Here is a 2,179-nt window from a genome sequence, read left to right as displayed (position 1 = left end):
GATCGTCCTGCACTGCCTGCCGGCCTATCGCGGCAAGGAAATCGCCGCCTCGGTCATCGACGGCCCCCACTCCGTCGTGTGGGACGAGGCCGAGAACCGGCTGCACGCCCAGAAGGCGCTCCTCACGTTTTTAATTGAACGTAGCCCGATTGAACGCAGCTTGATCGAACGCGCCGCCGAACGCCACGCCGCCGAAGCGACTGGCAACCCTGAAGGCCCCCGACGATGAACGAAGACCAGGACGACCAGCCGGCCCTCGGCGCGCTGACCACCGTCAACACCCGCCGAGCCCGCCATCAGCGGATTGCCGACCTGCTCAGCAAGCACAAGGTGCGCTCGCAGACCGGCTTGGCCGAACTGCTCGCCGAGGAGGGCTACTCGGTCACCCAGGCCACGCTCTCCCGTGACCTCGACGAACTCGGTGCGGTCCGCATCCGCGACCGTGACGGCACCCTCGTCTACGCCCTGCGCAGCGAAGGCGGCGATGGCGCCCCGCAGATCGCCCGCGAGGCCAGCGTCCTGGAGGCACGGCTCAAGCGGCTGCTCAGCGAGCTGTTGGTCACGGCCGAGGGTTCGGCGAACCTGGTCGTGCTGCGTACTCCGCCCGGCGCCGCGCAGTTCCTCGCCTCGGCCATCGACCACGCCGACAACTACGGCGTCACCGCCAGCGTCATGGGCACCATCGCCGGCGACGACACCGTCCTGGTGATCTGCCGCGAGCCGACCGGCGGCCCCGACCTGGCCCGCCAGCTGATCCACGCCGCCCAGCGCGGTTGACCCGACGACCCTCGCACCGAGTGCGAACCGAGAATGGAACAACCGTGACCGAGCACGTCGTCCCCGCCCGCTGTCCAGAACTCGGCCGAAGCGGCGGCGAAGATCGCTCGCAACGGAGCATCGCAACCGGTGATCAGAAGGGCTGACCGTGACTGAGCACACCACGAAGACACAGCTGCTGTGGAGTTCCCGGTTCAGCAGCGGTCCGAGTGACGCGCTGGCGGCGCTGTCCGCCAGTGTTCACTTCGACTGGCGGCTGGCGAGCTACGATCTCGCCGGCTCGCGCGCCCACGCTCACGCACTGCACCGCGCAGGCCTGCTGACCGATGCCGAACTCGCAGACATGCTCAAAGGCCTCGACCAGCTTCAGACCGACGTGGAATCCGGCGCCTTCACCCCCGTTCTCGCCGACGAGGACTGCCACACGGCCCTGGAGCGTGGCCTGATCGAACGCGTCGGCCCGGAACTCGGCGGCAGACTGCGCGCGGGCCGCTCCCGCAACGATCAGATCGCCACGCTCGGTCGGATGTACCTGCGCGACCAAGCCCGCGTCATCGCGAGCCTCGTCACCGACCTCCAACAAGCCCTCACAAACCAAGCCAGCGCGCACCTCGACGTCGCCATGCCCGGCCGCACGCACCTTCAGCACGCTCAACCGGTCCTGCTCGCACACCATCTGCTGGCGCACGTTCACGCCCTTGGCCGCGACGTCGACCGGCTACGTGACTGGGATCGGCGCACCGACAGCTCGCCCTACGGCAGCGGCGCCCTCGCCGGCTCCACCCTGGGCCTGGACCCCCAAGGCGTGGCCGACGAACTCGGCTTCACCAGCAGCGCCGCGAACTCCATCGACGGCACCGCATCCCGCGACTTCGCCGCCGAGTTCGCCTTCGTGACCGCGATGATCGGCATCGACGTCTCCCGCATCGCCGAAGAGGTGATCCTCTGGACGACCCGGGAGTTCCGCTTCGCCGCGCTCGACGACGCGTATGCCACCGGTTCGTCGATCATGCCGCAGAAGAAGAATCCGGACGTCGCCGAACTCGCCCGCGGCAAGACCGGCCGCCTCATCGGCAACCTGTCCGGCCTGCTCGCCACGCTCAAGGCGCTCCCACTCGCGTATAACCGCGATCTGCAAGAGGACAAGGAACCCGTTTTCGACTCCGTGGATACCCTCACCGTTCTACTCCCGGCGTTCACCGGCATGATCGCGACGATGACCTTCCACGGCGAGCGCATGGCCGAACTCGCTCCACAGGGCTTCTCGCTCGCCACCGACGTCGCCGAGTGGCTGGTGAAGCAGCACGTCCCGTTCCGCGAGGCGCACGAGATCGCCGGCGCCGCGGTCCGCTACTGCGAGCAGCGCGACATCGAACTCTCCGACCTCACCGACCAGGATCTG

2 protein-coding genes and 1 pseudogene are annotated in these 2,179 nt (G+C 68.3%); all 3 read left to right on the top strand.

What is annotated here, in order from left to right; translation table 11 throughout:
• Positions 1-229: pseudogene (locus VGS97_RS28675) on the top strand (hypothetical protein); the annotation flags it as partial.
• Positions 226-777, top strand: coding sequence for an arginine repressor (locus VGS97_RS28670; protein WP_326856810.1), 552 nt, complete (start codon positions 226-228; stop codon positions 775-777). The pseudogene VGS97_RS28675 and the gene VGS97_RS28670, both read left to right, overlap by 4 nt.
• Before the next feature lie 148 nt (positions 778-925).
• On the top strand, positions 926-2,179 hold a 1,254-nt coding region (argH, locus tag VGS97_RS28665; protein ID WP_326856809.1), incomplete at its 3' end, for an argininosuccinate lyase.

It is taken from the genome of Actinocrinis sp. (genome assembly GCF_035946395.1).
In the GTDB taxonomy this organism is placed as follows: Bacteria; Actinomycetota; Actinomycetes; order Streptomycetales; family Catenulisporaceae; genus Actinocrinis.
Note: the sequence above shows the minus strand (reverse complement) of the source record. Positions and strands in the feature narration are given on the sequence as shown.

What these genes read in the sequence shown, in the direction of transcription:
- VGS97_RS28670 (WP_326856810.1), top strand. Translation starts at nt 226, where the DNA reads ATGAACGAAGACCAGGACGACCAGCCGGCCCTCGGCGCGCTGACCACC.